Annotated in this window: 25 protein-coding genes; 13 read left to right on the top strand and 12 right to left on the bottom strand. The window is 66.0% G+C overall.

Annotated features, from left to right (window positions below; genetic code table 11):
• Positions 1–586 precede the first annotated feature (586 nt).
• The 8 genes from ACVCMI_RS10085 (at position 587) to ACVCMI_RS10050 (ending at position 6,536) form a co-directional block, all read left to right on the top strand.
• Positions 587–1,009 (top strand): YeeE/YedE family protein, encoded by a 423-nt coding sequence (locus tag ACVCMI_RS10085; protein ID WP_447098926.1) that lies wholly within the window; start codon positions 587–589, stop codon positions 1,007–1,009.
• A gap of 1 nt (position 1,010) precedes the next feature.
• A complete protein-coding gene (locus ACVCMI_RS10080; RefSeq protein ID WP_447098927.1) occupies positions 1,011–1,427 on the top strand; it encodes a DUF6691 family protein in 417 nt (138 codons plus the stop codon).
• 23 nt (positions 1,428–1,450) lie between these two features.
• On the top strand, positions 1,451–2,320 hold the full coding sequence (locus ACVCMI_RS10075) for an MBL fold metallo-hydrolase (RefSeq protein WP_447098928.1): 870 nt from the start codon (positions 1,451–1,453) through the stop codon (positions 2,318–2,320).
• Between the two features lie 66 nt (positions 2,321–2,386).
• Positions 2,387–4,069 carry a TIGR01244 family sulfur transferase gene (locus tag ACVCMI_RS10070; RefSeq protein ID WP_447098929.1) on the top strand — a complete coding sequence of 561 codons (1,683 nt, stop codon included), beginning with the start codon at positions 2,387–2,389 and terminating at the stop codon, positions 4,067–4,069.
• A 7-nt stretch (positions 4,070–4,076) separates the two neighbouring features.
• Positions 4,077–4,451, top strand: a complete 375-nt coding sequence (locus ACVCMI_RS10065; protein WP_447098930.1) for an ArsR/SmtB family transcription factor — start codon at positions 4,077–4,079, stop codon at positions 4,449–4,451.
• 16 nt (positions 4,452–4,467) lie between these two features.
• Positions 4,468–5,247 carry a sulfite exporter TauE/SafE family protein gene (locus ACVCMI_RS10060; protein WP_447098931.1) on the top strand — a complete coding sequence of 260 codons (780 nt, stop codon included), beginning with the start codon at positions 4,468–4,470 and terminating at the stop codon, positions 5,245–5,247.
• A gap of 19 nt (positions 5,248–5,266) precedes the next feature.
• Positions 5,267–6,016 (top strand): MBL fold metallo-hydrolase, encoded by a 750-nt coding sequence (locus tag ACVCMI_RS10055; protein WP_447098932.1) that lies wholly within the window; start codon positions 5,267–5,269, stop codon positions 6,014–6,016.
• Positions 6,017–6,104: 88 nt separating this feature from the next.
• Entirely contained in the window at positions 6,105–6,536 is a 432-nt protein-coding gene (locus ACVCMI_RS10050) for a YgaP family membrane protein (protein WP_447098933.1), read from the top strand.
• A gap of 24 nt (positions 6,537–6,560) precedes the next feature.
• On the opposite strand, the gene ACVCMI_RS10045 is transcribed toward ACVCMI_RS10050, so the two are convergent.
• Entirely contained in the window at positions 6,561–6,944 is a 384-nt protein-coding gene (locus ACVCMI_RS10045; RefSeq protein WP_447098934.1) for a DUF302 domain-containing protein, read from the bottom strand.
• 449 nt (positions 6,945–7,393) lie between these two features.
• Here ACVCMI_RS10045 and ACVCMI_RS10040 point away from each other — a divergent pair, with 449 nt between their 5' ends.
• Positions 7,394–8,407, top strand: a complete 1,014-nt coding sequence (locus tag ACVCMI_RS10040) for a DNA-binding protein (protein ID WP_447098935.1) — start codon at positions 7,394–7,396, stop codon at positions 8,405–8,407.
• A gap of 30 nt (positions 8,408–8,437) precedes the next feature.
• Here the strand turns inward: ACVCMI_RS10040 and ACVCMI_RS10035 are convergent, their stop codons facing one another.
• Positions 8,438–8,710 carry a hemerythrin domain-containing protein gene (locus ACVCMI_RS10035; protein ID WP_447098936.1) on the bottom strand — a complete coding sequence of 91 codons (273 nt, stop codon included), beginning with the start codon at positions 8,708–8,710 and terminating at the stop codon, positions 8,438–8,440.
• A gap of 224 nt (positions 8,711–8,934) precedes the next feature.
• Between ACVCMI_RS10035 and ACVCMI_RS10030 the strand changes: the two genes are divergently transcribed.
• The gene (locus tag ACVCMI_RS10030; protein ID WP_395118438.1) at positions 8,935–9,129 is read left to right on the top strand and encodes a hypothetical protein; all 195 of its coding nucleotides are present in this window, start codon (positions 8,935–8,937) and stop codon (positions 9,127–9,129) included.
• 847 nt (positions 9,130–9,976) lie between these two features.
• Entirely contained in the window at positions 9,977–10,510 is a 534-nt protein-coding gene (locus ACVCMI_RS10025) for a VOC family protein (protein WP_447098937.1), read from the top strand.
• On the opposite strand, the gene tadA is transcribed toward ACVCMI_RS10025, so the two are convergent.
• The 3 genes from tadA to guaB form a co-directional block, all read right to left on the bottom strand.
• Positions 10,507–10,995, bottom strand: coding sequence for a tRNA adenosine(34) deaminase TadA (tadA, locus tag ACVCMI_RS10020; protein ID WP_447098938.1), 489 nt, complete (start codon positions 10,993–10,995; stop codon positions 10,507–10,509). The two genes, ACVCMI_RS10025 and tadA, sit on opposite strands and share 4 nt — an antisense overlap.
• Positions 10,996–11,074: 79 nt before the next feature.
• Positions 11,075–12,652 (bottom strand): glutamine-hydrolyzing GMP synthase, encoded by a 1,578-nt coding sequence (gene guaA, locus ACVCMI_RS10015; RefSeq protein WP_447098939.1) that lies wholly within the window; start codon positions 12,650–12,652, stop codon positions 11,075–11,077.
• A gap of 265 nt (positions 12,653–12,917) precedes the next feature.
• Positions 12,918–14,375: an IMP dehydrogenase gene (guaB, locus tag ACVCMI_RS10010; protein WP_395118430.1), complete on the bottom strand. Its 1,458-nt coding sequence runs from the start codon at positions 14,373–14,375 to the stop codon at positions 12,918–12,920.
• Between the two features lie 246 nt (positions 14,376–14,621).
• On the opposite strand from guaB, the gene ACVCMI_RS10005 reads away from it, so the two are divergent.
• A complete protein-coding gene (locus tag ACVCMI_RS10005; protein WP_447098940.1) occupies positions 14,622–15,527 on the top strand; it encodes a cation diffusion facilitator family transporter in 906 nt (301 codons plus the stop codon).
• Between the two features lie 9 nt (positions 15,528–15,536).
• On the opposite strand, the gene folD is transcribed toward ACVCMI_RS10005, so the two are convergent.
• Positions 15,537–16,406, bottom strand: a complete 870-nt coding sequence (gene folD, locus ACVCMI_RS10000) for a bifunctional methylenetetrahydrofolate dehydrogenase/methenyltetrahydrofolate cyclohydrolase FolD (protein WP_395118426.1) — start codon at positions 16,404–16,406, stop codon at positions 15,537–15,539.
• 84 nt (positions 16,407–16,490) lie between these two features.
• Between folD and ACVCMI_RS09995 the strand changes: the two genes are divergently transcribed.
• Positions 16,491–17,054 (top strand): GNAT family N-acetyltransferase, encoded by a 564-nt coding sequence (locus ACVCMI_RS09995; RefSeq protein WP_447098941.1) that lies wholly within the window; start codon positions 16,491–16,493, stop codon positions 17,052–17,054.
• 10 nt (positions 17,055–17,064) lie between these two features.
• Here ACVCMI_RS09995 and der read toward each other — a convergent pair whose 3' ends face one another.
• The 6 genes from der to rlmN form a co-directional block, all read right to left on the bottom strand.
• Positions 17,065–18,468 carry a ribosome biogenesis GTPase Der gene (der, locus tag ACVCMI_RS09990; protein WP_447098942.1) on the bottom strand — a complete coding sequence of 468 codons (1,404 nt, stop codon included), beginning with the start codon at positions 18,466–18,468 and terminating at the stop codon, positions 17,065–17,067.
• A gap of 18 nt (positions 18,469–18,486) precedes the next feature.
• Positions 18,487–19,686, bottom strand: coding sequence for an outer membrane protein assembly factor BamB (bamB, locus tag ACVCMI_RS09985; RefSeq protein WP_447098943.1), 1,200 nt, complete (start codon positions 19,684–19,686; stop codon positions 18,487–18,489).
• Between the two features lie 8 nt (positions 19,687–19,694).
• The gene (locus ACVCMI_RS09980) at positions 19,695–20,345 is read right to left on the bottom strand and encodes a YfgM family protein (RefSeq protein ID WP_395118419.1); all 651 of its coding nucleotides are present in this window, start codon (positions 20,343–20,345) and stop codon (positions 19,695–19,697) included.
• A 145-nt stretch (positions 20,346–20,490) separates the two neighbouring features.
• Positions 20,491–21,492 carry a helix-turn-helix domain-containing protein gene (locus ACVCMI_RS09975; protein WP_447110600.1) on the bottom strand — a complete coding sequence of 334 codons (1,002 nt, stop codon included), beginning with the start codon at positions 21,490–21,492 and terminating at the stop codon, positions 20,491–20,493.
• A complete protein-coding gene (pilW, locus tag ACVCMI_RS09970) occupies positions 21,489–22,277 on the bottom strand; it encodes a type IV pilus biogenesis/stability protein PilW (protein WP_447098945.1) in 789 nt (262 codons plus the stop codon). Before pilW ends, ACVCMI_RS09975 begins: the two co-directional genes overlap by 4 nt.
• The gene (rlmN, locus tag ACVCMI_RS09965) at positions 22,267–23,397 is read right to left on the bottom strand and encodes a 23S rRNA (adenine(2503)-C(2))-methyltransferase RlmN (RefSeq protein ID WP_395118413.1); all 1,131 of its coding nucleotides are present in this window, start codon (positions 23,395–23,397) and stop codon (positions 22,267–22,269) included. The genes pilW and rlmN overlap by 11 nt, the downstream gene beginning before the upstream one ends.
• Positions 23,398–23,477 lie beyond the last annotated feature (80 nt).

The raw sequence follows: 23,477 nt of genomic DNA, 5'->3' as shown, positions 1-23,477 counted from the left end.
GGCCCAACCATTGACCATCGCGCGGTTACTTGGGGGGTATTCCTTGAGGCGCGCCATCATACGAGTGCGCCGGTATTCATTCTGTACATGCTCTACTCCGGATGACCGAGGCGCTCCGGCAGGTTTGCTGCTCGCGCGTGCCGGGGCATCATCAATGGTGGAGGGACTGGCAGACCACCAGGTCATAGGCGTGCACCACATGCGCAGGCACCCTCATCAACTGGCCCGGACATGGCGTTCCTAGCCTTCGGTTTGATCTTGGTCGAGCTGGCCGGCTGCGGGCTAGCGGACGCACTTTTCGGGTCGCCAGCCCTGAGAGCCCCCTACGCAGGCTGGTTCGTTCAAGTGCCCACCTCCGGCAGGCACACCTGCGCCATGCCGCCGAGTTGACGGTCAGCACCTGGCAATTCCCGCACACGGGCATGCTCGGCAGGCGTGGAATGGCTGGCCTCGCTGAAGCGTCAGGGCCCTTAGAAAGCCGCAAGTGAGCCCCGGAGGATCTCCGGCGGGCCGGGGTCCGCAGCGTTTGCACCGCAAGCTTGCCCGGTTTATATTCGTAGATGCGAATATACGAATAGGTGGTTGTATGCATCCTTGGCTCCTCGCCGCCGTCGGCGGCATCCTGATCGGCCTGGCGGCCGTGCTGATGATGGGCGCGTTGGGCCGCATTGCCGGCATCAGCGGCATTGCCGGCGGGCTGGTGACCCAGCGCATCGGCGACTGGCCGTGGCGGCTCGCGTTTGTGCTGGGCCTGGTGCTGGCGGCGCCGTTGCTGGGGCTGCTGCGCGGCGACAGCGGCGTGGGGATGCCGCAGGTGGGGTGGCCGTGGATGGCCCTGGCGGGCATTCTGGTCGGCGTCGGCACGCGCCTCGGCAGCGGCTGCACCAGTGGGCATGGCGTCTGTGGCATCGCCCGCTTTTCGCCGCGTTCTCTGGCAGCTACCGCCACCTTCATGGTGCTCGGCATCGGCACGGTAACCGTGGTGCGTCACCTGCTTGGAGGGCTCTGACATGAAGGTATTGGTTGCACTCGTTGCTGGCCTGCTGTTCGGCATTGGGCTGGTGCTGGGCGGGATGACCCGCCCGGAAATCGTGCTCGGCTTTCTGGATGTATTCGGCCACTGGAATCCGCAACTGGCCTTCGTCATGGGCGGCGCCGTGCTGACCACGGCGCTCGGGTACCGCTTGGTGCTGACCCGGCCGCAACCATGGCTTGATGCCACCTTCCAGCTCCCGACGGCCCGCACACTGGACCGTCGCCTGCTTGGCGGCGCGGCCATGTTCGGTGTGGGCTGGGGGCTCGCCGGTTACTGTCCCGGTCCGGCGCTGGCGTCGCTCACCGCGGGTGCGCCGGGACTGCTGCTGTTCGTGGCCTGCATGGTCGCTGGCTGGCTGTTGGTGGCGCGGCTGCTGCCGGCTCGGTCCTGATGTCTTTGTTTGAGGAACGTCCCATGCAACAACACCCCGAGGTCCAGGCGTTCTTCGACGAGGCGACCAACACCTTCAGTTATGTCGCGTGGGATCCGGCCACGCGCAAGGCAGCTATCCTCGATGCCGTACTGGACTTCGACCCGGTCTCCGGTCGTACCCGCCACGGTTCGGCTGACAAGCTGATTGCTTTCGTGCAGGCGCAAGGGCTGGAAACCGAGTGGGTGATAGATACCCACGTGCATGCCGATCATCTGTCCGCCGCGCCCTACGTGCAGGCGCGTCTGGGTGGAAAGCTCGGCATCGGCGAGCACATCCGCGCCGTGCAGAAGACTTTCGGCAAGCTGTTCAACGCGGGCACCGATTTCCAAGGTGACGGCAGCCAGTTCGACCATCTGTTCGCCGACGGCGAACGCTACCGCGTGGGCGGCATCGAGGCGGTCGCGCTGCACACACCTGGCCACACGCCCGCATGCATGACCCACGTGATCGGCAATGCCGCTTTCGTTGGCGACACGCTGTTCATGCCCGACTACGGCACCGCGCGTTGCGACTTTCCTGGCGGCGACGCGCGCACGCTGTACCGCTCGATTCGGCGCATCTTCGCGCTGCCGGACGCGACGCGCGTCTTCCTGTGCCACGACTACAAGGCGTCCGGGCGCGAGCAGTTCGCGCACGAGACGACCGTGGGCAAGCAGCGCCGCCACAACATCCACGTGCGCGAGGAGATCGACGAGGATCAGTTCGTGCGGCTGCGCTCGGAACGCGATGCGGCCCTGTCGATGCCCCGGCTGATGCTGCCATCGGTGCAGGTGAACATGCGCGCCGGCCACCTGCCGCCGGCGGAGGACAATGGCGTGCGCTATCTGAAGATTCCGCTGGACGCGTTGTAATCACCGGGCCGTCGCGGCGACCTGACCGCCCGCGGCCTGTCGCGGGCCACTTCCGAGGAGCAAATCATGGCGACCAAGAAGGTTTCGGAACACCTGAGCGTGTCGGCACAGATCGAAGTGGCCGACGTCGGCACGCTCGCCGGTCAGGGTTTCACCGGCATCATCAACAATCGCCCGGACGGCGAGGCCCCGGACCAGCCGACCAGCGCGATGATCGCCCAGGCCGCTGCGGAGGCAGGCCTGACCTACCGGCACATTCCCGTGGTTTCAGGTCAGCTGCGTGATGAGCAGGCGGCCGAGTTCGCCGAGGTGCTCGAGGAGGCCAGCGGACCGCTGCTCGCCTTCTGCCGCACCGGCACGCGCTCGATCACCTTGTGGGCGCTGGGTGCCGCGCGCCAGGGGCAGGGCGCGGCGGAGATCCTGGCCACGGCCAACCGCTGCGGGTACGACCTGACGTCGCTGAAACCGCGTCTGGAACGCTCAGCGAGTGGCGGATCGGAGGCAGTGCAAGGGTCGCCGGGCCGAACCGTGGATGTCTTGATCGTCGGCGGTGGATCGGCAGGCTGCGCGGTTGCCGCCAGCCTGCGCCGGCGCGATCCCTCCTTGAGCATCACCATCGTCGAGCCGAGCGAAAAGCACTACTACCAGCCCGCCTGGACGCTGGTCGGGGCCGGCTTGTTCGATACGGCGCGTACCGAGGTGGCGACCGCCCAGATCATCCCCGCCGGCGTGAAATGGCACAAGGGTGCCGTTGCCGCGTTCGAGCCCGACCGCAATGCGGTGGTGCTGGCCGACGGCGCCCGGCTGGGCTACCGGTATCTGATCGTCGCGCCGGGTCTGGTCCTGCGCTGGGAGCAGATCGAGGGTCTGGCCGAGACGCTCGGGCGAAACGGCGTGACATCCAACTATCGATTCGACCTGGCGCCCTACACATGGAAACTCGTTCGCGAGTTGGCCAGCGGTCGCGCGCTGTTCACCCAGCCGCCGATGCCGATCAAGCGCGCCGGCGCGCCGCAGAAGGCGATGTACCTCTCGTGTGATCACTGGTTCCGCAACGGCCGCACCGCTGCCATCGAGGTTCAGTTCCGCAGTGCCGGCGCCGTGCTGTTCGGGGTCAAGGAATTCGTGCCGCCATTGATGGAGTACGTGCGCAAATACCAAGCCCAGCTCTGCTTCAATTCCAACCTGTTTGCGGTCGATGGCGCAGCGCGCAAGGCTTGGTTCGAAGACAAGGATACCGCCGGCGGCACCACGCGCCATGCGGTGGATTTCGACATGTTGCATGTCGTGCCACCGCAGACTGCGCCGGACTTCGTGCGCTCCAGCCCGCTCGCTGATGAAGCCGGCTGGCTGGCGGTGGATCCGCAGACGCTGAGACATCCCCGCTACGCGAACATTTTCAGCCTTGGTGATGTCTGCTCCGCACCCAACGCCAAGACTCTGGCGGCCGTGCGCAAACAGGCCCCGGTCGTGGCCGAAAACCTGCTCGCCAGTCTGCATGGCCGCCACCGGCACGCCGTCTATGACGGCTATGGTGCCTGTCCACTGACGGTCGAGAAGGGCCGAGTGGTGCTTGCCGAGTTCGGCTACGGAGGCAAGTTGATGCCCAGTTTTCCGCTTGATCCCACCAAGGCCAGCCGACTGGCCTGGCTGCTGAAAGCCAACATTCTGCCGCCGGTGTACTTCCACATGGTGGTGCGCGGCCACGAGTGGCTTGCCAAGCCGGAGATGGTGGACGGACCCGCATGAGACACTCATGAAATCCGGCCGTCCCGTTGCAGCGCCGGGCTCACAGCGTAAGCGCGCCTTGCCACGTCCCGCGGAAGTGCTTTCGTCCGAAGCGATGCACCGCCACTCCGAGGAGGCGATTGCGTTGCTCAAGGGCATAGCCAGCCACAATCGGCTGCTGCTGCTCTGCCAGCTGGTGGAAGGCGAGCGTTCGGTCGGCGAGCTTGCGCAGGTGCTAAAGCTCTCCCAGAGCGTCGTCTCGCAGCACCTGGCGCTGCTGCGACGCGACCGCATCGTCAACGGACGTCGCGAGGCTCAATCGATCTACTACCGCATCAGCGACGAGCGCGCGCGTACGCTCATGACAACTTTGTTCGAGCTTTTCTGCATGCCGCAGGATTGAGCCATCTGGAGTGTCCATGGAACCCGTTCTTCTGACCCAGGCCTTGCTGGCCATCGTGTGTGGCTCTCTGGTCGGCTTTTCGCTGGCGCTGATCGGCGGTGGCGGCTCGATTCTGGCCACGCCGCTGGTGCTCTATGTGGTCGGCGTGCACGACCCGCACGTGGCGATCGGTACCAGCGCGCTGGCGGTGGCGGTGAATGCCTTCGCCAACCTGGTACCTCATGCGCGCGCCGGACACGTCCGCTGGAAGGCGGCCTTCATGTTTGCAGCGACCGGCGTGGTCGGCGCTTACCTGGGATCGAGCCTGGGCAAGGCGATCAACGGGCAGCACCTGCTGGTGCTGTTCGCACTGCTCATGCTGGTGGTCGCCGGCCTGATGTTGCGCGGACGGCGTAACGGCGAGGTGGATCGCTACCCGCTGCCGCACGTCTATCCGCGTCTGGGCGCTGTGGGCCTCGGCGCTGGCGGTCTGTCGGGATTCTTCGGCATCGGCGGCGGCTTCCTGATCGTACCGGGGCTGATGTTCGCCAGCGGCATGGAGATCATCAACGCAATCGGCACGTCGTTGTTCTCGGTGGGCGCCTTCGGGCTGACCACCACCTTCAACTATGCCGCCTCCGGCCTGGTCGATTGGCGCGTGGCGACCGAGTTCATCGGCGGCGGCATCGTCGGTGGCTGGCTGGGTGCGCTGGGCGCCCGACGGTTGGCGAAGACGCGCGGGGCGCTCAACCTGATCTTCGCCGCGGTGATCGTCGTGGTGGCCATCTTCATGCTCTACAAGTCGTTGCATGCCTGAGAGCGCGCAGGAGGCTATCATGCTGTTCCGTCAGTTGTTCGAACCGCTCTCCAGTACCTACACCTACCTGCTTGGCTGTGAGGACACCGGCCAGGCGGTGTTGATCGACCCGGTCGTCACGATGATCGAACGCGACTTGGCCGAGATACAGCGTTTGGTTCTGACCCTGGCATGGACGATAGACACGCACATCCACGCCGACCACATCACCGCGGCACGCGAGCTCAAGCAGCGCGTGGGCAGCCGCATCGCAGCGCCTGCGTTCGACCGCCTGCCATGTGCCGATGCAGGAATCGAGGAGGGACGTCCGTTCGAAGTCGGCAGCGTGCCACTTCAACCGCTGCACACACCCGGGCACACGGACGGCCATTTTGCCTACCGCCTGGCTGACCGCGTGTTCACCGGCGATGCGTTGCTGATCGACGGCTGTGGCCGCACCGATTTCCAGAACGGCGACGCCGACGCCTTGTTCCGCAGCGTGCGCGAGAAGCTGTTCGTGCTGCCGGGCGAGACGCTGGTCTACCCCGCGCACGACTACCAGGGCCGCTACGTTTCCTCGGTAGCGCAGGAGCAGAGCCGCAATCCGCGCCTGGGCGGTGACCGAACACTGGACGAGTTCCGGGCGATCATGGCCGGGCTCAACCTGCCTTACCCAAAGTTCATCGACCACGCCGTCCCCGGCAACCGGCAATGCGGAGTGTGCCCGCAGGATTTGCCCGAGCACCTGCGCGAATACTGCGCGAAGATCGCCCACAGCCCGCAGGGGTGAGGCGCGCTGGCACAGGGCGGACCTTCTCACGGGGCTGTTGATGGCCCAGGTGCGACTATTGCGCCGTCACGCGCGCGAGGTGCCCACTATGAATGATTCGACCGTTTCCGCAGCATCGAGCAGGAGCGACGCGGACCGCGTTCGCCGCTCCACATCCGCGGACATCAATCGCGAGATCGACCGGCAGACTGAAGCCAACATCCACCGCTACAGGCAGCTGGATCGCGCACAGATTACGGGCCGCATACAGGCCCTGGATGCCGAGTGGGATGTCGAGCGCGTTCTGGAGGTCAATGCCTCCACTCTGGCACTGTCCGGCCTCGTGCTCGGCGTGACGGTTGACCGCCGGTGGCTCTGGCTGACCGGCATCGTGTTGCCGTTCCTTCTGCAGCATGGCTTGCAGGGCTGGTGCCCGCCATTGCCGGTGTTGCGCCGACTAGGCATTCGCACTCGCGCGGAGATCGACCGCGAGAAGTACGCTTTGCTGGCTGCGCTCGACGATCGCCAGTCGGTTCACTGATTGACGGACAAGCCCGCGGGCGTGTCAAACCGCCTCATCGATGATGGCGCGCATGGTCTGCTCCACCTCGCGCGCGGCCGAGGCCACCGCCTGGTCGTTCGATACCAACGACAACAGATCCGTCGGGGGAACCATGCCGATGCACGTGCGGCCATCCTTCTGGTAGATGGAGAGCCGGCATGGAAGGACCAGGTTGAGTGTCATGTCCATCCCCAGCACCTGCGCCGCCTGGCCGGGATTGCAGACTTCCAGCACGAGGCAGTCATTCTCAAGCGTGTAGCCTTTGTCAGCCAGGGTGCGACGGAAGTCGTAGTGGTGCAGCAGCCCGAAGCCATGCCTTCGGATGCTTTCCTGCACAGCTTCGAAGGCCTCTTCTGTCGGTTTCGAGGTCGGCTTTTCGTAGATCATGCGTGGACTCCGGCAGCGGTTCATCTAAGCGCCGCTGAGCGTTTCCCAGTTGCGCGCGTGCGGGCGCCATCAATTATTCCGATGATCCAGCTTCAAGCGTGACGATGGCTTGATGATATGTCGTCTTAACTGTCCCGTGCGACACCAAGACTACGGCGCGGCAATGGCGACCCTTGGCAAAGGCGTCGTCAATCTGACAAACGACAGCGCGGCCAACGGGTGACGACCAACGTCGCTGGCTATTCCCGACGGGAAAGCGGCGGGCCGTTTCGTATCTATTCTGGCGGCTGCGACCAGTCCGGAAGTCGCTAGGCGGCATAATTCAACATTATCCCATTTCATATTCGCGCCGCCTCTAGCTGAATGCTTGCTGTTGTTTGTAATGTAATTACATGGTATGTAACACAGTACGTTAAAAAGGGGAGAGCACGGGTATGGCGCGTGCGGGCTTGTACAAGACCGAAGTCCAGAAGGCGCGCGATAGCCTCATCGCGCAGGGCAAGCACCCGTCCGTGGACGCCGTCCGTGTGGCCCTGGGCAACACCGGCTCAAAGACCACCATCCACCGTTACCTCAAGGAGCTGGAAGCGGAGGTAGCGACGGCGTCGACCTCCGACATCGTTATCAGCGATTCGCTGCGCACCTTGGTCGCCCAACTCTCAAGACGCCTTGCCGAGGAGGCCGACACTCGGATCGCCGAGGCCAAAACCAAGTTCGACGCCGCCGCTCAGAAGGCTGCCGAAGCGCTGGGCCATCAGGAACGCGAGGGTCGGGCGCTGAGCGATCGCCTACAGCGGACGGAGACCGCCCTGCAGGAGGAAAAGCGCGCCCATGAGGAGTCGCGGGGGCAACTGCACGAACGCGCCATCGCGATCAGCACCCTAGAAGAGCGGGCCATCGGCCTGGAGGCGCGGCTGGCCGAACAGGTCGCCCATGCCCAGTCGCTGGAGGGGAAGCACCAGCAGGCACGGGAGGCGCTGGAGCATTTCAGGCAGTCAGCCAAGGAGCAGCGGGAGGCCGAAGCACGGCGCCACGATCACCAGGTGCAGACTTTGCAGATCGAACTTCGCCAAGCCAATGAACTTGTATCCACTAAGAATCACGAGGTCATGCAGCTCAATCGCGACAACGCACGACTCACCGAACTACATGGTCACAGCGAAAACGCACTACGGACCTTGCGCAGGGAGTACGAGCAGGCGGCACGGACAGCCAAAGACGTGCCGCGGCTCAAAAAAGAGGCTGAAACCCTGGAGCAGAAGTGCGCCCAGGTCACGAACGAACGTGACCAACTCCGCGCCGATGTCGAACGCTACGTCGCGGAGCTGGCGGCCGAGCGCCATGCGCGTCTGGCAGATATCGAAGATCAGCGGCGGCGCGAGGCGCGTCTGACCGCGATCGAGGAATTCTTGGGCGAGCTCAAATCCAAGGAGCCCGTCAGCGAGCCATCCGAGTCGGAATGACGATCGGTCATGGCGCATCAAGCCGCCAATTTAGGAAATCGAAGGATCAAGAGGGGTTACGAGCGCAATTGCCGGTTTTTGGGCGAATCCCTGCCGACCCTCTGCATCGTCCTTCGTACCGGCCTTCCTGAAGGCGGGATAGAAGATCTCTTCCTCGATCGTGGTATGGACCTCCAGGTCGACGCGGATTTGTGCGAGCAGCTCGCTGCGCGTCTTCGCGGCGCGGGTGGTCGTTTTCGCAAGCTCGGCGAGCAGTTCCTTGACCTTCTTGTGATCGGCTTTCAGCAGTTGGATGGCATCCACGGGGCGCTCCGGTTCTGGCGGGGGAGGGAGTGGCGAGCATTCCATCCCAGGCGTGAATCCGGTGTCCCGCGAAGGCCCGGCCATCATCACGCCATCGCAGCGAATCGGGCCTGATCCGGCCATCGGCAGCGGGGCCCGCGACCGCGCGTGCACGCCGGCCCCACCGAGGCTTCACCCGGCAAAACGCAGGCTGCCATCGTTCCCTCCACACACGAGCAGCAGGCATGGCAACCCACGACCGCAAAGACCGGCAACATCCCGGGCGCAAGAACGACAGGGAGCCACCGGAGACTCCCGAAACGCGGCGGCAACGCAAGAAGAAGGAAAGCGAGAACCAGGACGAGGCACTGGAGGAAACCTTTCCGGCCAGCGATCCTGTCTCGCCGTTCATCCCGTCCAAACCGCCGGAACCGGATTGAGCGAGAACATCGCCGACAACGGAGTACGCGCACAACTGCGCATGACCCAGGTCGAACACCTCGACCAGGCAAGAACGATGTCCTTTGAAGGCGATGGCTCTTCCAACGTCCGGAAGAAGCTGATTGGCACCTGGCGAGGCAGCGGCGGAGAGGGTCGATGCGCCGCTGGAGGACGGTTGCCGTGGAGGCTGTCGCCTTCTATCTTTAATTTCGCATAATGTATATTATGTAAAATATAGAATACATCATCGAGGCATCGACCTCCACACGCTATCGGCACGTGCTCTTGTCGATCTCGGTCGACTCTGTGCCGGGCACACGCTCGCGAAAGAACGGCATCTAGCGCCGGGCGCCCATTGTGGCTGGCGGACCTTCACCCTCGCCGACCTTGCGGCGTTGGCGAGAGGCAACCCTCAGGCGCTGCCCATTGTCCGGGTCGCTCTCGTGCGGCCGACCCGCTGCAACCAGTCGTAACCGTCGTCGGAACTCAGTCCGCCCATGCTCGCGGTGTCCTGACGGGAGGCGTCGCGACTGGCACGGCCGGAGACGCCGCGCTGATGGTGCTGGTATGGCTGCCGCGGTTTCTGTCTGTTGTCGCGTGTCATGGTGTTGAGTCCTGTGGACGAGGCAATGACCGGTCAACGAGCACACCGGTCCGGGCGTGACCAGGGAATCAGGCCGGAATGGCCCGGGATCAATGGCGCTGCGGTGATCGCACCGTTCCCGGCAAGAAACAGCGGTGGGCTGGCGGACTGTTCGCCCGGGGAAACACACCGGTCATCAGTCACGGGTTTTGCCGAGGGGGATCGGCACCATCTGGCTGCCGAGTTCTTCGGAAATCCCCGCCATGAACAACAAGATCGTGTTCTTCCTGTGGCTCGTCGCCGCCGGCCTGCTGGCGACCCTGCCGGCAGGCGCGCGCGCAGCGACTCTGGGCGATGGCGACTACGCCAGGATCGGCGTGCCGGATCTGCGGCAGGCCTCGGCGTTTTTCCACGACGTGCTGAATTGCCGCCCGGTTGGCGACCCCGCGCCAATCGCGGCGGGGGCATCAGGCTCCCGCCTGCTTTCCTGCGGCAGCGGTTCGATGCTGGAATTGTTCGTCGAGCGTGGCCACTCCCCTGCCCGCGGCTCGGCCGCCACCGGCGAGACCTTGCAGTTCCTCGCAGATGGCACCCTGCGCACCGATGCCTGGCTTCGGCAGCGTGGCGTCATCGTCAGTGGCGCACCACACCGGCTGACTTCCGGTCCGTGGGCTGGCCGCATGGCGCTGGACTTCGTGGCGCCCTGGGGCATGCGGATGCGGCTGCTCGGCAGCAAGCCGCCGGATACCGCCTACGGTGATATCGACACCGTGGCGGCGGCGCCGCGCGGCCACTAGCGCCTGGCGCGGAAGAAGTCGCGCAGCATGCGGGCCGATTCCTCGGCCAACAGCCCCCCGGCCACCTCGATGCGATGGTTGTGCCGCGCGTCGATCAAGGTATCGAACACGCTGCCGGCCGCGCCGGTCTTGGGATCGGCGGCGGCATAGACCACGCGGCTGATGCGTGCGTGGATCAGCGCCATCGCGCACATCGAGCACGGTTCCAGCGTCACGTACAGCGTGGCGCCGGACAGCCGGTGGTTGGCGAGCTGCTCGCCGGCGGCGCGCATGGCCATCACCTCGGCGTGGGCGGTCGGATCGTGCAGGGTGATGTTGCGATTCCAGCCCAGCCCCACGACTTCGCCGTTCAACACCAGCACTGCCCCCACCGGCACCTCGTTCTCGCTGTCGCGGGCGTGCGCGGCCAGTTGCAGCGCACGCTGCATGTGGCGCACATCGGCGGGTGAGAAATCACTTGAGGTTTCCGATTTTTCGTCTTTCATCTCAATAAGTTGCCGACTTTATCTGGGAAAGATTGGAGCCAAGCTGGCCTTTCCCGACATACGCAAGCCATTGATTTGCCTATTCCCACTCGATCGTGGCGGGTGGCTTGCCGCTGATGTCGTAAACAACGCGAGAAACACCACGCAACTCATTGATTATTCTATTTGAAACCCTGCCAAGAAACTCGTACGGGAGGTGCGCCCAGTGAGCGGTCATGAAGTCGATGGTTTCCACCGCGCGCAAGGCGATCACCCATTCGTAGGCGCGCGCGTCGCCGACCACGCCCACCGACTTCACCGGCAGGAACACCGCGAACGCCTGGCTGGTCCGGTCGTACAGGTCCGCCTTGCGCAACTCCTCGATGAAGATCGCGTCGGCGCGCGCCAGCAACTCGGCATATTCGCGCTTCACCTCGCCGAGGATGCGCACGCCCAGGCCCGGCCCCGGGAACGGGTGGCGATAGACCATTTCACGCGGCAGGCCGAGCTCCACGCCGATGCGGCGCACTTCGTCCTTGAACAGCTCGCGCAGCGGTTCGACCAGTTTCAGCTTCATGTGCGCCGGCAGGCCGCCGACGTTGTGGTGGCTCTTGATGACGTGGGCCTTGCCGGTCTTGCTGCCGGCCGACTCGATCACGTCGGGGTAGATCGTGCCCTGCGCCAGCCACTTCACCTTGCTGCCGTCAGCGGTGATCTTGCCCGACTCCTCGTCGAAGATCTCCACGAACAGGCCGCCGATGATCTTGCGCTTGGCTTCCGGATCGGAGACGCCTTCGAGTGCCTCGAAGTAGCGGTCGGCCGCGTTGACGCGGATCACCTTGACGCCCATGTGCTCGGCCATGGTGGCCATCACTTGGTCGCCCTCTTTCCAGCGCAGCAGGCCGGTGTCGACGAACACGCAGGTAAGCCTCGCGCCGATCGCCTTGTGCAGCAGCGCGGCCACCACCGAGGAATCGACGCCGCCGGAGAGGCCGAGCAGCACGTGGTCGTCGCCGACCTGCTCGCGCACGCGGGCGATCTGGTCGTCGATGATGTTGGCTGGCGTCCACAGCGTGGCGCAACCGCATATCTCGGTGATGAAGCGCTTGAGCAGCGCCCCGCCCTGCTTCGTGTGGGTCACTTCCGGGTGGAACTGCACGCCGTACCAGCGCTTGTCGTGGTTCTCCATCACCGCCGCCGGAATGCGCGCGGTGGTGCCGGTGACCACGAAGCCCGGCGGCACGCGCGACACGTGGTCGCCGTGGCTCATCCACACGTCCAGCCGGTGCGCGTCCGCGTGGTCGGTGAGGCCCTCGAACAGTCGGCTGGTGCCCGCAATGTCCACTTGGGCATGGCCGAACTCGCGCTGGTCGGCCGCCTCGGTGGCGCCGCCCAGCTGCGCGGCCAGGGTCTGCATGCCGTAGCAGATGCCGAGGATCGGCACGCCCGCATCGAACACTTGTTGCGGCGCCTTGGGCGCGCCCGGGAGCGTGGTCGATTCCGGCCCGCCGGACAGGATGATGCCCTTGGCGCCGAACGCGGTGATCTCGCCCGGATCGTGGTCCCAGGCCCAGATCTCGCAATACACGCCCAGCTCGCGCACGCGCCGGGCGATCAACTGCGTGTACTGCGCACCGAAGTCGAGGATGAGTATTTTGTGGGAGTGGATGTTGGTCATGGGCGGCGGACGGGTATCGGGAAAGGATGGGCCAACGAGTGCGACGGGTGACGGAAGCTGCATGCCGGTCGCCGCGGCGAAAGCAGGAAGCTACGCGAGGCGACGATTCCCCATGCCCGTCATCCCGGCGAAAGCCGGGACCCGGTGACTTGTGCCGCGACGCTTGGGAAGGCGCTGGACCCCGGCTTTCGCCGGGATGACGGCGGTGTGGTACGGCGTGTGGCGGGAGGGGCGGGCATGGTAATGACCACCCTTCCCGGCCGGATCACGAGTTCAAGCGGTAATTCGGCGCTTCCTTGGTGATCTGGATATCGTGCGGGTGCGCTTCGGTGACGCCGGCGGAGGTGACCTTGACGAACTGCGCCTTGCTGCGCACGTCCTCGACGGTGGCCGCGCCCAGGTAGCCCATCGACGCGCGCAGGCCGCCGATCAACTGGTGGATGATGTTGCGCAGCGGCCCGCGGTACGGCACGCGGCCCTCGATGCCCTCGGGTACCAGCTTGTCGGCGTCGGCCTCGTCCTGGAAGTAGCGATCCTTGGAGCCGAGCTGCATCGCGCCGATCGAGCCCATGCCGCGGTAGCTCTTGTACGAGCGGCCCTGGAACAGCTCGACCTCGCCCGGGGATTCCTCGGTGCCGGCGAACATCGAGCCCAGCATCACGCTGGATGCACCGGCCGCCAGGGCCTTGGGGATGTCGCCGGAGTAGCGGATGCCACCATCGGCAATCAGCGGAATCTCGTCCTTCAGCGCGGTGGCGACCAGGTCGATCGCGGTGATCTGTGGCACGCCGACACCGGCAACCACGCGAGTGGTGCAGATCGAGCCGGGGCCCACGCCCACCTTGACCGCGTCCACGCCCACGTCGAGCAGTGCCCGCGCCGCCTCGCCGGTGACGATGTTGCCGGCCACCACCTGCACCTGCGGATAGTGCTTCTTGACCCAGGCCACCCGGTCGATCACGCCCTGCGAATGGCCGTGTGCGGTATCCACGACCAGCACGTCGACGCCGGCATCGACCAGCGCCGCCACGCGTTGCTCGGTGTCGCCGCTCACGCCGACGGCAGCACCCACCAGCAGCGCTTCGTGACTGTCCTTGGCGGCATGCGGGTTGTCGCGCGCCTTCTGGATGTCCTTCACGGTGATCAGGCCGCGCAACTGGAAGTCGTCGTTGACCACCAGCACTTTCTCGATGCGATGCTTGTGCAGCAACAGCATCACCTCGTCCTGGCTGGCGCCTTCCTTTACGGTGACCAGCTTGTCCTGGCGGGTCATGATATTGCGCACCGGATCGTCCGGCTTGCGTTCGAAACGCATGTCACGGCTGGTGACGATGCCGACCAGGCGATTGCCCTCGACCACCGGCACGCCGGAGATGTTGTGCGCGTGGGTGAGCCGCAGCACCTCGCGGATCGAGGTCTCCGGGCCGACCGTGATCGGGCTGCGGATCACGCCGGCCTCGAACTTCTTCACCAGCCGCACTTCGGCGGCCTGCTGCTCGGCGGTCATGTTCTTGTGGATGATGCCGATGCCGCCGTTCTGCGCCATGGTGATGGCCAGGCGCGCCTCGGTGACGGTATCCATCGCGGCGGAAACGATCGGGATGTTCAGCCGCAGGCCGCGGGTGAAGCGCGTCGAGGTGTTCACGTCGCGCGGCAGGACGATGGAATGGCCCGGAACCAGGTAGACGTCGTCGTAGGTCAGGGCCTCGGCGAGGATGCGCATGCGAAATGTCCCGCTGCAAAGAGGGAATTATACGTTCCCTTCACTGCCCTCGCCAGCGCCGGACCCGCGCGGCGCGGCCAATGTGATGACATAGCACCGCACCCGGCATGTATCTTGGCGACCTTCGCAGGAGCCGCCGTGCACGCCCATTCCTCTCACGATCACCCCCACGATCACCCTCGCGATCACGCACAGGGACACGACCATGCCCATGCCCATGCGGCCGGTCATCCGCATGCCCACGGCGTGGCCCGTGATGCCGATCGGCGTTATCTGACGATCGCCCTGCTGCTGCTGCTGGGTTTCATGATCGTCGAGGTGGTGGTCGGCATGCTGGCCCAATCGCTGGCGCTGATCTCCGATGCCGGCCACATGCTGACCGACGTCGGCGCGATCGCCCTGGCGCTGGTGGCGATGCGGCTGGCCAGCCGACCGGCGCGCGGCAGCTACACGTTCGGGCTCAAGCGGGTGGAAATTCTCAGCGCGCAGGCCAATGGCGTGACCTTGCTGTTGCTCTCGGCGTGGTTCGTGGTCGAGGCCGTGCGCCGGCTGATCCACCCGCCCGCCGTGCACGGCCTGCTGGTCACCGTCGTGGCGGTGGCGGGCATCGGCGTGAACCTGCTGGCGGTGTGGGCGATGCACAAGGCCAACCGGGAAAGCCTCAACATCCAGGGCAGTTACCAGCACGTGCTCACCGACCTGTATGCATTCATCGCCACGGCGGTGGCCGGCGTGCTGGTCTGGTGGACGGGGTGGAACCAGTTCGATTCCCTGGCGGCGCTGGTGGTGGCGGCGCTGATGCTCAAGGCCGGCATCGGGCTGGTGCGCGACGCCGGCCGGGTTTTCCTGGAGGCGGCGCCGCGCGGACTGGAACCGGACGCGATCGGCCAGGCCATGCACGCCCTGTCCGCGGTCACGCGGGTGGACGACCTGCACGTGTGGGAAGTGACCTCGGGCATGCCGGCGCTGTCGGCACACGTCTTCGTCGAGCTCGACGTCGACTGCCACGACGTGCGCCGCGAACTGGAAGCCATGTTGCGCGATCGATTCGCGATCACCCATACGACCATCCAGACCGACCATGCGGCCAGCGGCCAGGTGGTCGCGACGCCCTGTTCGCTCGACGCGCACGACACCGGCCACCGCAGCTGAGCGAACGACCTAGCCGGCGCTGCCGCGGGCAGCCTGTGCCTCGGCCGCTTCCAGCGTGTTCTCCATCAAGGTGGCGACGGTCATCGGCCCCACCCCGCCCGGCACCGGCGTGATCCAGCTGGCGCGCTCGGCGGCCGGGGCGAACTCCACGTCGCCGACCAGCCGGCCGTCCTCCAGCCGATTGATGCCGACGTCGATCACCACCGCGCCGGGCTTGATCCAGTCGCCCCGCACCAGGCCGGGCTTGCCGACCGCGACGATCACGATGTCGGCCTGGCGCACGAAACTTTCCAGCTCCCGCGTGAAGCGATGGCACGAGGTGGTGGTGCAACCGGCGATCATCAGCTCCAGCACCAGCGGCCGGCCGACGTGGTTGGACACGCCCACCACCACCGCATGCTGCCCGCGCACCGGCCGATCGGTGTGGCCGAGCAGGGTCATCACGCCGCGCGGGGTGCACGGCCGCAGGCCGAACCGGCGCAGCGCCAGCCGCCCCACGTTGACTGCCTGGAACCCGTCCACGTCCTTGTCCGGGTCGATGCGGTCGACCAGCGCGTCTTCGTCGATGTGTGCCGGCAGCGGCGACTGCACCAGGATGCCGTGCACCTGCGGGTCGGCGTTGAGGCGGTCGATCAGCGCGAACAACTCGGCCTGCGTGGTCTCGGCCGGAAGGTCGTGATCGAAGGAACGGAAGCCCACCTGGTGGCAGGCCTTGCGCTTGTTGCGCACGTACACCGTCGAGGCCGCGTCGCTGCCGACCAGCACCACGGCCAGCCCCGGTGCAGGCAGGCCCCGACCGACCCGTTCGGCCACGCGCAGGTGCAGCTGTTCCAGCAGTTCCCGGGCGATGCGTTTGCCGTCGAGTATGCGTGCGCTCATGCTGATCCCTGGCCGTAAAGGATGCATTATCCGGGCTGGACGACATGCGCACAAACGGCAGCGCGCCGGCAACCAGGCAGGCTGATGGAACACGACCCGCAATACACGATCGAGCTGGGCGACGCGCGCGTGCGGTTGCGCCCTTGGAACCACGCTGACGCCGACGCCCTGGTGGATGCCGTGCGCGACTCCGTGGACAGCGTCGGGCGCTGGCTGCCGTGGTGTCGCGCCGACTACGGCCACGATGCCGCCCATGCATGGATCGCGCATTGCCAGGACGGCTGGCAGGCCGGCAACCATTTCGCCTTCGCGGTGCGCAGTGCGGCAGACGGCTCGCTGTTGGGCGGCGTGGGGCTCAACCAGTTCGAGCCGATCCACCGCCGCGCCAATCTCGGTTACTGGATGCGCCAGGCCTGCCAGCGGCGCGGGCTGGCGACGGCGGCGGCGCAGCACGTCGCGCGCTTCGGGTTCGAGCAGCTGGGGCTGATCCGCATCGAGATCGTGGCGCTGCCGGACAACGCAGCCAGCCGCGCCACGGCGCTGCGCATCGGCGCACGATTCGAGTCGATCGCGCGCCAGCGCTTGCTGGTGGAGGGGCAACCGCGGGACGCGGCGGTGTACGGGTTGCTGCGGTCGGATCTTCCCTGAGCGTCGACGATCAGCGCGTGCGCTTGATCAGTTCGCTGAGCCGGCGGCGGGCCTTGTGCTGTTGCTCCTTGGTCAGCACCTTCTTGCGTCCGGCGTAGGGGTTTTCACCCTCGCGGAAGGCAATGCGGACCGGCGTGCCTTCGAGCTTGTAGCGTTTGCGGAAGAAGTTTTCCAGGTAGCGCTGGTAGGCCGGCGCGATGTGCTTGGTGCGCGTGCCGTGGATGACGATGGTCGGCGGATTGGTGCCGCCCGGATGCGCAAAGCGCAGCTTCGGCGCATGGCCGTTGACCAGCGGCGGCTGGTAGCCTTCGTACGCCTTTTCCAGCGTGCGGGTCAGGTCGGAGGAGCTCAGCTCCCTGGTCGCCGACGCGTGCGCGCGCACCACCGCGCGCATCAGCTCGCGCAGCCCGGAACCGTGCAGCGCCGATATGTGCACGCGCTTGGCCCAGTCGACGAACACCAGCCGACGATCCAGCGCGCGCAGGCATTCCTCGCGCTGATAGGCGTCCAGGCCATCCCACTTGTTGAGCGCGATCACCAGCGCCCTGCCCTCGTCGATGGCGTAGCCGATCAGGGTAAGGTCCTGGTCGGCCAGGTTCTCGCGCGCGTCGACCATCATCACCACCACCTGGGCGGCGGCGATCGACTGCAGCGTCTTGATCACACTGAACTTCTCCACCGCCTCCTCGACCCGCGCCTTGCGTCGGATGCCGGCGGTGTCGATCAGGGTGTAACGCTTGCCGTCGCGCTCCAGCGGCACGCGGATCGGGTCGCGCGTGGTGCCCGCGACGTCGGAGACGATCAGTCGTTCTTCGCCCAGCAGGCGGTTGATCAGCGTGGACTTGCCGGCGTTCGGGCGGCCAACGATCGCCACGCGGATACTGCCGTCCTCCGTGGACGGCTCGTTCGCGGCATCCTCGTCCGGCGGCAACAGCGGCAGCACGGCGCGGATCAGCTCGTCGGTGCCGCGACCATGCGCAGCGGAAATCGGCAAGGTGGTGGCCATGCCGAAGGCGGCGAATTCCGCCAGGGCGGCCTGTTCATCCAGGCCGTCGATCTTGTTCACGGCGGCGATGATCGGCTTGCCGCTGCGGCGCAACTCGCCAAGGATCACGTGATCCTGCGGCAGCAGGCCGTCGCGCGCATCGACCACGAAGACCAGCACCTGGGCCTCCTCGATCGCCAGTCGCACTTGCCGCGCGGTAAGGACGTCGATCGCCTCCTCGACACCCGACAGACCACCGGTATCGACCGCGAGAAACGGGCGCTCACCCAGATGGCACGCACCGTAGTGGCGATCGCGGGTGACCCCGGGCATGTCGGCCACCAGCGCGTCGCGGCTGCGCGTGAGCACGTTGAACAGGGTCGATTTGCCGACATTGGGGCGACCGACCAGGGCGACGACGGGCAGCATGGAAACTTCGTCCCGCGATCAGGGCGAGGACAGGCGGTAGGCGCCGATGTGGCCCTTCACGTCCTGGACGTACACGACATCGCCGACCACCAGCGGCTGCGCGCGGATCGCCTTCTTGGAAAGCCGCTCGCGCGCGGCCAACGCGCCGTCGCCGGTCTGCAGCCAGTGCACATAGCCTTCGGCATCGCCGACCACCACGTAGTTGCCCTGCACGGCCGGCCCGGTCAGCCAGCGGTAGCGGAGCGCGTCGTTCTTCCACATGTCGGCGCCGCCGGACTTGTCGAAGGCCCACACGCGCGACTGATCGTCGACGCCGAAGATGGCATTGTATTTCACCGCCAGCGAGGTATAGCTGGAGAACGGATGCGACCACAGCGGGCGGCCACTGGGGCCGTCGATGGCCACCACGTTGCCGTGGTAGGCGGTGCCGTAGAGGGTGCTGCCGTCGAGCAGGATCGCGCCGTCGGCATCGTTCAGACGGTCGATCTCGGTGCGGCCCTCGCCGCTGGCCAGGCGCTGCTCCCACAGCTTGCTGCCGTTGTCCAGGCGCAGCGCGACCAGCAGGCCGTCGTCGCTGCCGAAGAACACCACGCCGTTGGCGACCAGCAAGCCGCCGTTGCCGCGCACGCTCAGCAGCGGCACGTTGCCCTGGTCGTTCACCCACTGGCGCTCGCCGGTGGCCGCGTCAAGGGAATAAACCCGGCCGTTGCTGCCGCGCACGATGACCTGGTTGCCGATGATCACCGGCGAGGCCAGCACCTGGGTATTGAGTTCGGCTTCCCAGCGCGGGCTGCCGTCCTTTGCGTTGACGCCGTAGACGTGGCCGTCCAGCGTGCCCACCGCGAGCAGGTCGCCGCCTACCGCCGGACCGCCGGCATACTGGGCGTCCTTGCGCTTCTTGTCGCCCCAGCCGAACCAGCCGTGCGTGCGCGAACTCTTCGACCACAGCGTCTTGCCGGTCGCCGCGTCGAAGGCGGCCAGCTTGCCGTCGGTGCTGTCGGCGTAGAGCACGCCATCGACCACGGTCGGACGCAGCCGCACGCCACTGTCGCCCGCGCCGTCGCCCACTCGTTCGCGCCACAGTCGCGTCACCTGCACCGTCGGCTTGAAATCCTTGGCCAGCGGCGTCGGCGGCTGCACGTTCTCCTTCTTGAAGGAGTGGCAGCCGGCGAGCGTCAGCAGCGAAACCAGCGAAACCAGCATGGCGCGTTTGATCATGTGAACTTTCATGCACCCTGCTTCCCGGCCACGGCCAGGTCATCGAGTTTCATCTGCAAGGCGCCGCGTTGCGGGGCGTCCTCGCTCAGTGCCGACATGGCCGCCTGGTAGGCCTTGCGTGCATCGTCCATGCGTCCAAGCTTGACCATCGCATCGCCGCGGAGTTCCTGCACCATGCCCTGGAAGCTGCCGGGCGGCACGCGGTCGAGCGTGGCCAGCGAGGCCTGGGCCTGGTCGCGCGCCAATTCGACCCGCGCGATGCGCACCAGGGTCAGCGACTTCAGCGGCTCTTCGGTGGTGTGGCTTTCGGCCCACTCCAGCGAGACCTGGGCCTTGTCCAGTTGCTTGTCCTGCACTTGCTGGCGGGCGCGGTCGCTGACCGCGAACAGCGCATACGGCGATTTGGCGTAATCCTTCATCAACTGGTCGGTCAACTGGGCGGCCACGTCGGGCTTGCCCGACAGCTGCGCCACCTTGGCCTGCTGGTAGAGCTGCGAGGCCGCGCTCTCGTTGCGGGCCTGGTGGTTGCGCCATTGCTGCCATCCGAAGATGCCGACCAGTCCGATAAGAACACCGACAACGATCGAAACGCCGTTCTCGCGCAGCCACTTCTGTACCAACTCGCTCTGTTCGTACTTGTCGTACTCTTCAAATGCCATGCAATCACCGTTCAATAGGCCGCGCACCGCTTGGCGCAGTCCAGCGCGTAAACACAGGTAATGGGTGGATCAGACCCGCCTGGTCGCAGGCGGGCAGTGCGCAAGCATAACCGAATTGGGTCGCCGGCAGCGGCGGCGATGCCGATCAGAGGGCAGTGGCGGAGGCCTTGCCGTCCTGCACTTGCACGCGGAAATGCGCGACGTTGGCGCGGCGGAAATCATCCATTCCCACTGCCTGCCCGTCGATCGCGACCTGGGCGCCGCCGACGTTGCCGATGCTCACGTTCAGCGGCTGGTCGCTGTGATAGACGGCGTGACTGCCCGCCGGCAGCAAACCGTATTCGAGACGCGTGCCGTCGGCACGGGTCACCTCGACCCAGCTCGGCGCGCTGAGCGTCAGCTCCAGCTGATGGCCACCGCTGCCGGCGGCGACCATCGCTGCCGGCGGCGCAGGCACGGCCGGACGAGTGTCGCTGGCGAGGCTCGGGAACGGCGCCATCGAGGCCAGCAACGGCTGCTCTGATGCCGTGTCGGCGGCCGAGGCCTGCACCGGCGCCGCCGGCTGGCGGGCGCGGTCGGCGGCAACCATCGCCGGGGTGCTGGTGCCGGCTTGCTCCTGCTGTGCCACCGGGGCGGCGTCCAGCGGGGCCAAATGGGTGATGTCCCGATCCAGCGTGCTTTTCACGCCGAACCAGAGCGTGGGCACGGCGATCACCAGCGTCAGCACCACGTAGGTGGCCGCAGTGGCGTAGCGGTCGAACAGGAAGCGCGAATGGGAGATGCCGCCACTGGTCACCAGCGGCGCGTCGATCTGGCGGATGCGGTCCACTTCGAGCTGGATGGAGGCGTCGTTGATGCCCAGGTGGCGCCCGTACTTGGCGATGTAGCTGCCCAGGTAGACCTTGGAGTCGGTGCCGTCGTACTGATCCAGTTCCAGCTTGCGCAACACCCGCACCGGCAACCGCAGCGCGTTGGCGCAGGCCTCGAGATCGAGCCCGCGTGCCTCGCGCGCCGCGCGCAGCCGGCTGCCGAAACTCGGCTGGGCCGATTCACCGGCCATCGCTCCCTGCCCCGCTCCATGGGCGAGGGAAGAATGGGTGCCGTCAGGCGCGTGGTCGAACATGGGAGACTGCTGCATGGACGTCATGGGTTGTCGATGGAGTCAAGGGCGTGCGCCTGTTCCGAGTCCGGGAACTGGCTGCGCAGTCGCTTGAGATAATTGCGGGCCCCCTCCGGGTTGCCCATGCTTGATTCGATGTCGTACCCCAGTTTCAGCGCGGCGGCAGTCGGTTTGCCCAGCGCGTCGAAACGCTGCAGGAATGCCCTTGCGCGAAACGCATCTTTCCCCTGGTAAAGAAGGTTTGCGAGCTGGAAGAGTGCCTCGCCATTCTGCGGATTTCGCGCGATGGCGTCACGAAAATCCGCTTCTGCCTTGGTTTTGTCGCCTGCCATCAGCTGGCAGACGCCGGCGTTGGCCAGGGCCTCCGAAGGGGTGGCGTAGAACGGATCGGCCACCGCCTTGCGAAAATAGGTTTCGCCCTCGGCATAGTTGCCCCGCGAACACAGGAACTGGCCGAGGTTGTTGTTCCAGGCACCCTTGGTCGGCTCCAGCGCCACCGCCTTGCGATAGTGCTGCTCCGCTTCGGCCAGCTTGCCGATCCGCGCATCGATGTAGGCGAGGACGGTATGGGCGGGAGCGTAGTTCGGGTCGAACTGGAGCGCCATCTGCACCTTGCTCAGCGCCGTCTGCAGGTCGCCGGTGGCAAGGTAATGCTGGCCCAGTTCGGTGTGGATGCGCGCCGCGTCCGTGGCCTGCTCGGCCTTGCTCTCCTGCGGCAGCGGCTTGCCCAGCGCACCGGTGTTGGTATGCGTGGTGACGCAGCCGGCCAGGGCGAACAACAAGCAGGGAATCACCACCCGGTCAAAGCGCATGCAAAGCCCCCTGGTTCTGCCGTTTGCGAAGTTCGGCGCTGCGCCGGGTACGGTCGGCGACCTGCCCCGCCAACTGGCCGCAGGCCGCGTCGATGTCGTCGCCGCGAGTTCGGCGCAGCATGGTCAGCACGCCGGCATTGAGCAGCTGACTCTGGAAATCGTGGATCGCAGCCGCGTCCGAGCGCGCGAACTGCGTACCCGGGAAAGGGTTGAACGGAATCAGGTTGACCTTGCACGTGGGCAGCTTGCGCATCAGCTTGATGAGCTGGCGGGCGTGCTCGGGCTGGTCGTTGACGCCTTTCATCAAGGTGTATTCGAAGGTGATCGAGGTGCGCGGCTTGCGCGCGACCCAGCGCTGGCAGGCCGCCAGCAGCTCGGCGATCGGGTAGCGCTTGTTGATCGGCATCAGTTCGGTGCGCAGCTCGTCGTTGGCCGCGTGCAGCGACACCGCCAGCGACACGTCGATGGCATCGGACAACTGGTCGATCAGCGGCACCAGGCCGGCAGTGGACAAGGTGACGCGCTTCGATGCCAGGCCGAAGCCCAGGTCGTCGCGCATCAGCTTCATCGCCTTCAGCACGTTGTCGAAATTGGCCAGCGGCTCGCCCATGCCCATCATCACCACGTTGGTGATGCGGCGGTTCTGGTGGGTGACGTTGCCCAGGTACTTCGCCGCCACCCACACCTGGCCGATGATCTCGGCGGTGGACAGGTTGCGGTTGAAGCCCTGCGCGCCGGTGGAGCAGAACTGGCAGTTCAGCGCGCAGCCGATCTGCGAGGACACGCACAAGGTGCCGCGGGTCGGCTCGGGGATGTAGACCGTCTCGATCGCATTGCCCGAATCCATGCCCAGCAGCCATTTGTGCGTGCCGTCGGTGGCGACCTTGTCCAGCAGCGTCTTGGGCGCGCCGATGTAGCAAGCCTCGGTGAGCTTGGCGCGCAGCGCCTTGCCCACGTCGGTCATGTTTTCGAAGTTGTCTTCCAGGTCGTGGTAGATCCACTTCATCACCTGCTCGGCGCGATACGGCTTCTCGCCGATCTGCGTGAAGAAATCACGCAGACCCTGGCGATCGAAATCGAGCAGGTTGACCTTGTTCGAGCTGGCGACAACTGAGTTCAAAGAGTGGCTCTTGTGAAGAGTGCGGCCACGGATGGCCGCTGTTTGATCTTCGCGTTCAGGGACGAACGTACTTGTTTCTA

The sequence above is a fragment of the Rhodanobacter sp. UC4448_H15 genome, from assembly GCF_052978265.1.
The sequence above is the reverse complement of the archived record's forward strand: the minus strand, read 5'-3'. Positions and strand labels throughout refer to the sequence as shown.

Excerpts from the sequence above, each read along its gene's own strand:
- ACVCMI_RS10085 (WP_447098926.1), top strand. The coding sequence starts at position 587 with ATGCATCCTTGGCTCCTCGCCGCCGTCGGCGGCATCCTGATCGGCCTG.
- ACVCMI_RS10080 (WP_447098927.1), top strand. The coding sequence starts at position 1,011 with ATGAAGGTATTGGTTGCACTCGTTGCTGGCCTGCTGTTCGGCATTGGG.
- ACVCMI_RS10075 (WP_447098928.1), top strand. The coding sequence starts at position 1,451 with ATGCAACAACACCCCGAGGTCCAGGCGTTCTTCGACGAGGCGACCAAC.
- ACVCMI_RS10070 (WP_447098929.1), top strand. The coding sequence starts at position 2,387 with ATGGCGACCAAGAAGGTTTCGGAACACCTGAGCGTGTCGGCACAGATC.
- ACVCMI_RS10065 (WP_447098930.1), top strand. The coding sequence starts at position 4,077 with ATGAAATCCGGCCGTCCCGTTGCAGCGCCGGGCTCACAGCGTAAGCGC.
- ACVCMI_RS10060 (WP_447098931.1), top strand. The coding sequence starts at position 4,468 with ATGGAACCCGTTCTTCTGACCCAGGCCTTGCTGGCCATCGTGTGTGGC.
- ACVCMI_RS10055 (WP_447098932.1), top strand. The coding sequence starts at position 5,267 with ATGCTGTTCCGTCAGTTGTTCGAACCGCTCTCCAGTACCTACACCTAC.
- ACVCMI_RS10050 (WP_447098933.1), top strand. The coding sequence starts at position 6,105 with ATGAATGATTCGACCGTTTCCGCAGCATCGAGCAGGAGCGACGCGGAC.
- ACVCMI_RS10045 (WP_447098934.1), bottom strand. The coding sequence starts at position 6,944 with ATGATCTACGAAAAGCCGACCTCGAAACCGACAGAAGAGGCCTTCGAA.
- ACVCMI_RS10030 (WP_395118438.1), top strand. The coding sequence starts at position 8,935 with ATGGCAACCCACGACCGCAAAGACCGGCAACATCCCGGGCGCAAGAAC.
- ACVCMI_RS10025 (WP_447098937.1), top strand. The coding sequence starts at position 9,977 with ATGAACAACAAGATCGTGTTCTTCCTGTGGCTCGTCGCCGCCGGCCTG.
- tadA (WP_447098938.1), bottom strand. The coding sequence starts at position 10,995 with ATGAAAGACGAAAAATCGGAAACCTCAAGTGATTTCTCACCCGCCGAT.
- guaA (WP_447098939.1), bottom strand. The coding sequence starts at position 12,652 with ATGACCAACATCCACTCCCACAAAATACTCATCCTCGACTTCGGTGCG.
- guaB (WP_395118430.1), bottom strand. The coding sequence starts at position 14,375 with ATGCGCATCCTCGCCGAGGCCCTGACCTACGACGACGTCTACCTGGTT.
- folD (WP_395118426.1), bottom strand. The coding sequence starts at position 16,406 with ATGAGCGCACGCATACTCGACGGCAAACGCATCGCCCGGGAACTGCTG.
- ACVCMI_RS09995 (WP_447098941.1), top strand. The coding sequence starts at position 16,491 with ATGGAACACGACCCGCAATACACGATCGAGCTGGGCGACGCGCGCGTG.
- der (WP_447098942.1), bottom strand. The coding sequence starts at position 18,468 with ATGCTGCCCGTCGTCGCCCTGGTCGGTCGCCCCAATGTCGGCAAATCG.
- bamB (WP_447098943.1), bottom strand. The coding sequence starts at position 19,686 with ATGATCAAACGCGCCATGCTGGTTTCGCTGGTTTCGCTGCTGACGCTC.
- ACVCMI_RS09980 (WP_395118419.1), bottom strand. The coding sequence starts at position 20,345 with ATGGCATTTGAAGAGTACGACAAGTACGAACAGAGCGAGTTGGTACAG.
- ACVCMI_RS09975 (WP_447110600.1), bottom strand. The coding sequence starts at position 21,492 with ATGACGTCCATGCAGCAGTCTCCCATGTTCGACCACGCGCCTGACGGC.
- pilW (WP_447098945.1), bottom strand. The coding sequence starts at position 22,277 with ATGCGCTTTGACCGGGTGGTGATTCCCTGCTTGTTGTTCGCCCTGGCC.